This window comes from Bacteroidales bacterium (genome assembly GCA_014860585.1).
Lineage (GTDB): Bacteria > Bacteroidota > Bacteroidia > Bacteroidales > 4484-276 > RZYY01.
Map to the genome: position 1 here is coordinate 1 of JACZJL010000175.1, position 7,602 is coordinate 7,602.

Annotated in this window: 3 protein-coding genes; all 3 read right to left on the bottom strand. The window is 45.6% G+C overall.

What is annotated here, in order from left to right:
- Window positions 1-2,471, bottom strand: a 2,471-nt coding sequence (locus IH598_16785; GenBank protein ID MBE0640172.1) for a hypothetical protein, incomplete at its 3' end; no start/stop codon positions are given.
- Between the two features lie 85 nt (window positions 2,472-2,556).
- On the bottom strand, window positions 2,557-5,328 hold the full coding sequence (locus tag IH598_16790; protein MBE0640173.1) for a T9SS type A sorting domain-containing protein: 2,772 nt from the start codon (window positions 5,326-5,328) through the stop codon (window positions 2,557-2,559).
- Window positions 5,329-5,420: 92 nt separating this feature from the next.
- Window positions 5,421-7,475, bottom strand: coding sequence for a T9SS type A sorting domain-containing protein (locus IH598_16795; protein MBE0640174.1), 2,055 nt, complete (start codon window positions 7,473-7,475; stop codon window positions 5,421-5,423).
- Between the last annotated feature and the right edge of the window lie 127 nt (window positions 7,476-7,602).

The following is a 7,602-nucleotide window of genomic DNA, read 5'->3' on the forward strand; positions in this document are numbered from 1 at the left end:
TTGCTTTTGTACCCATAATTCGAAGTAATATCTTTCCAATGAATGACCTTAATATTGGAATAAGGTTTTATAGATTTCGAGAGGTTATTAATAACCCATACAAAATCATCTTGCCCATCCCCTGTGCCGCTTAATAAAAAACCTTTTTCGCTTGACACCGTGTAAAGAGATTTCTGCAACTGATAGATCAGGCTGTTTGCGCACTTACCAGGCAGCCTGCCAATCATCAACTCGGGGAAATTATTGTCATCAACCTTTACATCTGCATAGATGTTATCTGCAACTTTTGCCCTCGTACCACCAAAAGTCCAGTCATAGTTACATTCAAATGTCGGGACAATTTCAACTCCACCTAAAAAGAGTAAATACTCCCAACCGCCCAACCAACCCATTGGGCTTAGCCTGTTATTCCAATCGTTATCAATCAGTTTTTCAATTTTTATTGGATCAGAAACCTCTACACAAGCAATAACGCCATTCCTGGCCAATGCAAACGCAGCCGCTTCCCGTAAAACCCTTCCGGCATTTTCAGGATTCAAATATGCCATCAGACCTAAAGTGTTTGTGACAATTAAATAGTCTTTCTTACGTATTTCCTTGTACACATCATTGTAATCAAGATGCTCAACAGTAATTGGAGGAGATAAAGGGGGTGAATATTTATTTCCATTAGGTGATTCATAGGTAATAGTGGTCATGCCTGTTCCAATATTGAAGCTGTAATTATTTGAATAGAGCAATGGGAACACTTGATAGGAGACTGTATTACTTTGGTTTGGCTCAATGTCAGGAACTGATATTTCAACGTCATATTGGTAGTTACTTTTGGGTATAACTTTACAATTGTCCGATGAAGCAAGTAATCCGTAAAGCTGCTCCTTAATCTTAATATTCGTCGCTTTGACAGATCCTGTATTTGTTACAAGCAAGTTAACTTTATATGAATCGCACCCTGGATTTGGCAAAGTGGTTGGCTCCCTGAAAAGTGTTAGGACAGGTATAAAAGGGCTGATCTCAAATTTGAAATAGGTCCCATTATTATTCTCAACCACATAGGAGTCATTGTCCAGCGCAGTGACATAATACTCCACGATATCATTGGCTTTGAAAGAAGAAACAGGGATTTTCCTGAAATGACCACTTCTAAATGTGTTATCAGGTAGCTCTTGCCAGGTTTGTCCCTGAACCCGGTAATGAAGGACGGTGCTGCAAACTTCGCTTGTTACCCAACTGATTTCGACAGATCCATCATTTGTGGTAGGATGATAAGGATCATGCCTGACATTGAAGATTGAAGGGGGTCCCGGAATGCTGGTGATCTGCGTTTCAGGGATTTTTATAAATGATGCACCTGACTTGTTTGCAGTCAGAAGTAGTACCGCCTTATCACTAACCACTTCACCGCTAATAATGCCAGAGTTTGAGGTCAGGCTATAATGTTCCTTCCCGGAAAGTATTACCAACTTTTTATTGCCCTGTAGCCCAATGTATACCTGTGTATTATCTTCAAATGAAAAAATTTCGACGGGAGCTGCTGCATGGATATTATATTCATTCCCATAAAGACTCCCCGACCTGTCAGTCAGGCAGTCCATCCCCTGGGCTTGTTGGCTTTTGGTGATTCGTGAAGCATTAATCGGGTGATTGCTTAAGATTTTGAAAAATTTGTTTCCTCCAACAGATAATTGCATAATATCCTGCTCGATGAAATCACCACTATTGAGATTCCATGATTTTAGGACACTATTCTGTGGATTCAACAGGTCAATTTTGGTTTCATCATTATACGCCCTGAGGCTTAACAAACCGCCGGGTAAAAACGTATTAAATTCTTCGCCATAAAAACTGCCTGATGAGGAGGGGATAGAATAATCCGCCGGAGAGCATTGCATTGATTTACCGGTAACAAGCACAGATACAGGATAATCAGATGTTATCCTTAAATTTTGATTGTAGGAACTTTTATAAATATAATTTCCACCTTCATTAATGGTTCCCTCCCACATTAATGAATATGCTGAAAATTCTCCCGGTTCCTCAATTTTTACTCTATTACTATTCCGGTAGGAAAAAACAATTAGTACTGGTTCACCAGCATCACTGTTCGCCCGCAAATTGGTAAACATTTTTACACCTGTACCTTTGCCATCCTGGTCTAATGCATAATATCCCCTCGTTATAGTTGAAGGTCCATTGATATGGTCACCCACCAGCAATGACACTTTTTCTGTGGTTGATAAAAGATAATACCCCTCATTCACTTTGCATGAGAGAACCTGATCAGCCCATCGAGTTGTCCTTTCCCACACTGAACTATTTGGTGGTTTGATTTCTCTAATAGATATTATTGTTCCATTATAAGGTGCGAAAATGGTAACATCTCCAGGGGTATAGAAGCAAGTTAAGTATTCGGCCCTGGATACTATGGCCAGTAAGAAACATAACACACTGAATAAAAGTAACTTTTTCATAATGGTAAATTTTAATTTGGTTAATGTATTTACCCAATCCGCTGCCCCTTCTCCAGGTGGAGGTGAGGCAGGGAACCAGGGATTTTTACTCAATAATCACTTTCTGCTTTACTTCGCCCCGGTTGGTCAGGACGGAAAGGATGTACAAGCCCGGGCTTAGCCCGGAGACGTCGAGCCGGTTGGTTTCCGGAAGTCCGGTGCAAACCTCCTGCCCCAGCCGGTTGGTTAGTGTAACCTGGCGGATGACAATGCCGTCTTCGGTGGAAATGGTGATCCAGTCACTGGCGGGGTTGGGGTAGAGAGTTACTGCAGTTGGATGTACCGCAACAGGATTTTTGATGGAGACAAGGGTCATCAGTTCATCAGCACCGATTTCGGGACCGGCGCCGCCAAATGGCCTTTCCTCGCCATCAATGTCATACTCCGGGCAATAATACATCACCCCGTTCAGATCGAAAGCAGCCGTTCCCATGTTCAGCAACTGGCAGGTATAATCGAGGTGATAGCCGTCTTCGAGGAAAGAGGGATCACAGTTCAGGTTCCCTTCGCCGGGCCAGATACCATCGGCCTCGATGTCGGAGTAGTGTACCTCAAGGTTACTGTTTTGTTCAAAGATGGAATTACCTCCGGGAGGCGTATTGTTGTAAATGATCGTGTTAACCACCACAGCTTTTGCCGTTGATGCCCATAGACCGGTGCCGGTGTTTGCATTATTTCCCGTTACTGTATTATTTATGAGGATTGCGTTGTATGAAAGGTTTTCTTCAATCGCAATTCCTCCGCCATTTGTAGCCGAATTTCCCATGATAACATTATTCTGGAATATCCCCCTCGAATTGTAAATACTCAGTCCACCGCCAATGCAAGTCCCACCGGTAAAGCTGTTGTTGATCAGGAAATTATTTTCTACCAGCAGGTTTCCTGCAAAAGCCTCATCCACACAAAGTCCCGGGCCGTAATTCAGTGCATTGTTTTCAGTGATGTTCTGGTTGTCCGAAACAACATTATTTGCAAACGTACCGGAAACATCCCCGTTAAGGGTTACCCCGCCGCTTATCACCAGGATTGTATTTTGCCCGCCTGATTCTGCAATATTATGGGTAACGTGGTTGTCCCTGACATTCAGTTCTATAGGTCCGAAGGCGGTTAACAATCTTGCACCGCCGCCAATGGCAAAGTTGATTCCTTTGGTTTTATTGTAAGAAATCTGGTTATTTTCCAGAATCAAATTATAGTAGATTTCCATACCACCTCCCGATCCCTGGTCATAGTTGCTGATGGCCGTGTTGTGATTAATACGATTATTCCGGAGTACTATCCACGGTAAGGGTGCTGTTGGCCCCCCTGCACAAATACCTCCGCCAAGCGTGTAATTATCGCTAACCATCTGGTTGTATTCGATGTAATTATTTTCCAGTTTACAACCTGAGCCTATCACGAACACACCTCCTCCTGCCCTGTAATTGGTAGTGGGAATTATGGTTCCTTTTCCTGCCGTAATTGTAAAGCCACAGACTATTGAGGTTGTGTCTTCACCCGACTCAAAAATGATGACCGATCCTTTATCGGGGTTCAGCCCCTGGCTACCATTAATAATCGTATTGGCTATGTGGTTGGTATCGCCGGTCATGATGAAATGACTGGCCACAACGAGCGGCTTTTTCCCCATCATGTTGATGTTTTCGTAATACAGCCCATCAGCCACCAGCACGGTATCGCCGGGCGTGGCGGCATTGATCCCGGCCTGGATGGTGGGGTAATCGCCGGGGACGTGAATGATGTTGCTGGGCGGTGCATCATAATAGATTTCAACCGAAGAAAGCGGACCGTAATTGTCTCTCCCACCAGCAACTACCAGGTAGTCGCCAACAGCAATTACCGAATGCTCTACTCTTGCTGTCTGCAGGTTCATCACCGACCAGGAGTTGGACGCGGCATCATAAACATCTATTACATTTGAGGCAGTATTAAACCCGCTCCCATGGAAAATCCCTCCCCCCGGAAAATAAACTTTGCCGTTGATGGTTGCACCATTTTCATTAAACGATCTCGGGGTAGATAGGTTTGCCTGGGTCCATATTCCTGTTTCAACATCGTAAATATCAACACGATTGGTTGGATTGTTTATTGAGGTAATCCCACCGGCAATGATCACCTTGCTTCCCACAGTTGCCGCACTTGCATAAGCTCTTGCCTGCGAAAGGGTGGCCTGGCTCCATGTTTTCGTTGTGAAATTATAAATATCAACCTTGTTAGAAGTAACTCCTGATACATTAATCCACCCTCCGGCAAAAATGGCAAGGTTGCCGGCAACTGTCGCTGCAATGCCGCCTCTTGCCTGTGAAAGGGTTGTGGGTGTTTCCCACTCTCCTGTTTCGATATTGTAAATATCCACGGTATTTTTAAAATTCGGGGCGCCCTGCATCTGAATTCCGCCGGCAAACATGACTATATTTCCATGGCTTACTGCTGCCAATGAGAACCTGTCAACGGAAAGCAGTTCAACCGACCATTCCTGGGTGAGGGTGTCAAAAATATCCACAATGTTGTAGGATACTGCATCGTCGTAGCCACCGGCAAAGAAAATTTTTGAACCGCAGCTAACAGAGCCGCCAACAAAGAACCTGGACACAAACAAATTTCCGGCTGGTTCCAGGTAACCAGTTGAAATGTCGTACAATTCAACATCTGCAAGATATGAGGCCCAATTAGTACCACCTCCAAACCACACCTTGTTGCCTAATGAGGCTGACCCCATGTTTAATTTGGCTTCTGATAAATTTGTGTACGTCCATTGCCCGTAAGCCATCCCGGCCAGGCAGAGGAAAATTGCTGAAAAGAGTAGTTTTGGTTTCATAATACATTTGATTTTATTTGTTGATAAATGCTTGTTTTTCTGTTTTTAAACCTGTCAGTCCCGCACGTGCGGGACTGACAGGTTTTCCATAACTATTCAATAATCACTTTTTGTTTTACTTCGCCCCGGTTGGTCAGGACGGAAAGGACGTACATGCCCGGGCTTAGCCCGGAGACGTCGAGCCGGTTGGTTTCCGGAAGTCCGGTGCAAACCTCCTGCCCCAGCCGGTTGGTCAGTGTGACCTGGCGGATGACAATGCCCTCTTCGGTGGAAATCGTGATCCAGTCACTGGCGGGGTTGGGAATAATGAGAAGGCCGGTTTCACCGGAAACTTCTTCCACCTGTATGAGGCAGGCATCAATTACCTCTTCGGGGCTGTTGCAGCCGGGAGCGTTGTCGTGAATTTCAATGGTTCCACCCGGGCTGGCCAGGTACTCACAAATGCTTTGCACATCGCAGGTTGAGAGTGAAGCGTTGATGTATATTTTCAGATCGGTGACAGAATTTGCACTGATATTCTCCAGGCCTGCCAAACTCGTTATCAGCGGATTTTGCTGAAACCCTAATATTCCACCGATTGTGGTAAGGGAATTAAGCCCTGTTAAGCTAAGGAGGGCGGGAGAAAATGCGATCGCGAAATCTCCGCCGATGCTACTCAGGTTACCAAGACCTTCAAGGTTAATAATCCCATCGTTATGAACGATGGCCAGCTTGCCGCCAATTGTCTGCAGGTTATTTAATCCTAAAAGGTTCGGAAGAAGGTCATTGTGCAAGATTTGCAACCAATCTCCAACTGATACCAGACCTTCCAATCCCGTAAGGCTCGTAAGGGAGGTGTTTTCGATTATATAAAGGTAACCGCCTATAACCTCCAGGTTATTCAACCCGTTAAGGTTGCTTAGATTGGGGTTGTACATGATGGTGAGGTTGCCTGCAACACTGTGCAGCACATTCAAGCCATTCAGGTTGGTGATACTGTTGCCTTCTATTACAATGTCGCCAAGTATATCACTACAGCCGGGATAATTTATCTGGAAATTATCAATCTGTTCCTGGGTGGTTAAGGTGATGCCTTCGGGCAGGCAGGATGAAGATTCTTCGCTAAAGATTTCAACCGAAGAAAGAACCCCTGATTCACCGGTTCCGCCAGCCACCACCAGGTGATTTCCCACAGCAAGTCCCTGGCTGGCGCGGGGGTGTGCCAGAAACTCATAACCTTCCACATTTCCATCCTTGTCAAGAACATCCACAATATCCGAAAAATCATAGTTAACCCCGCCATTGGCCACATTGCTGCCACCGGCAAAATAGGCTTTGCCATTGATGGCGCCACCCGTTATCCAGGCTCTTGGTTCGAACAGTGAAGCCGTGCTCCATGTCCCGGTGGTCGAATTGAAGATGTCCACCACATCAGTGGGCACATCCGGAAAGTTTTTTATTCCCCCGGCAATCAGCACATTGTCGCCCACAGTGACTGCCGTGGCCCACACTCTGGCCTGTGAGAGGCTGGCCGTGCTCCAGGTGTTGGTCGAGAAGTTGTAAATGTCCACCCGGTTACTCACATCGCCGCCATTGAGAAACCCACCGGCAAAAATCGCCAGGTCGCCAACCACAGCATAAGCCATTCCCGCCCTGGCCATCGAAAGGTATGTAAAACTCCAGGTGTTGGTGGTCATGTCGTAGATGTCCACAATATCGGTGCATACAATATTAAAGTTACACCCCCCCGCAAAGAATACCTTGTCGCCATGACTCACTGCGGCAATGTCGAACCTGCCAACCTGAAGCTGTGCTGCAGACCACTGCCCTGTTGCGATATCGTAGATATCCACCGTTCCCACCGGTGAAAAATTCCCGGTCGCTCCCCCGGCAAAAAAGAGTTTTGTTCCGCAATAAGTTGCTGCAGGCATTAACCGCGAAAGACTCAGGTTGCCGGTGTTAGCCCACTCACCGGTTTCCACATCATAACTTTCGACGGTGGTCACTGTGCTGGTTCCGTTTGATCCGCCGGCAAAGTATACCTTATCGCCGTAAGAGGTAACCCCCATATACTTTTTAGGTGATGAGAGTTCGGTGTACGTCCACTGCCCGTAAGCCATCCCGGCCAGGCAGAGGAAAATTGCTGAAAAGAGTAGTTTTGGTTTCATAAAAAAATATGTTTAAAATTAATACCTGCAAAGATAAGCTATGGAAAAGGCAAAAGGAAGTCCGTTTAGTGAACGCCGGGATCTTTCTAACGAACGCCGGGATTTTTCTAACGAACGCTAAAAGAGG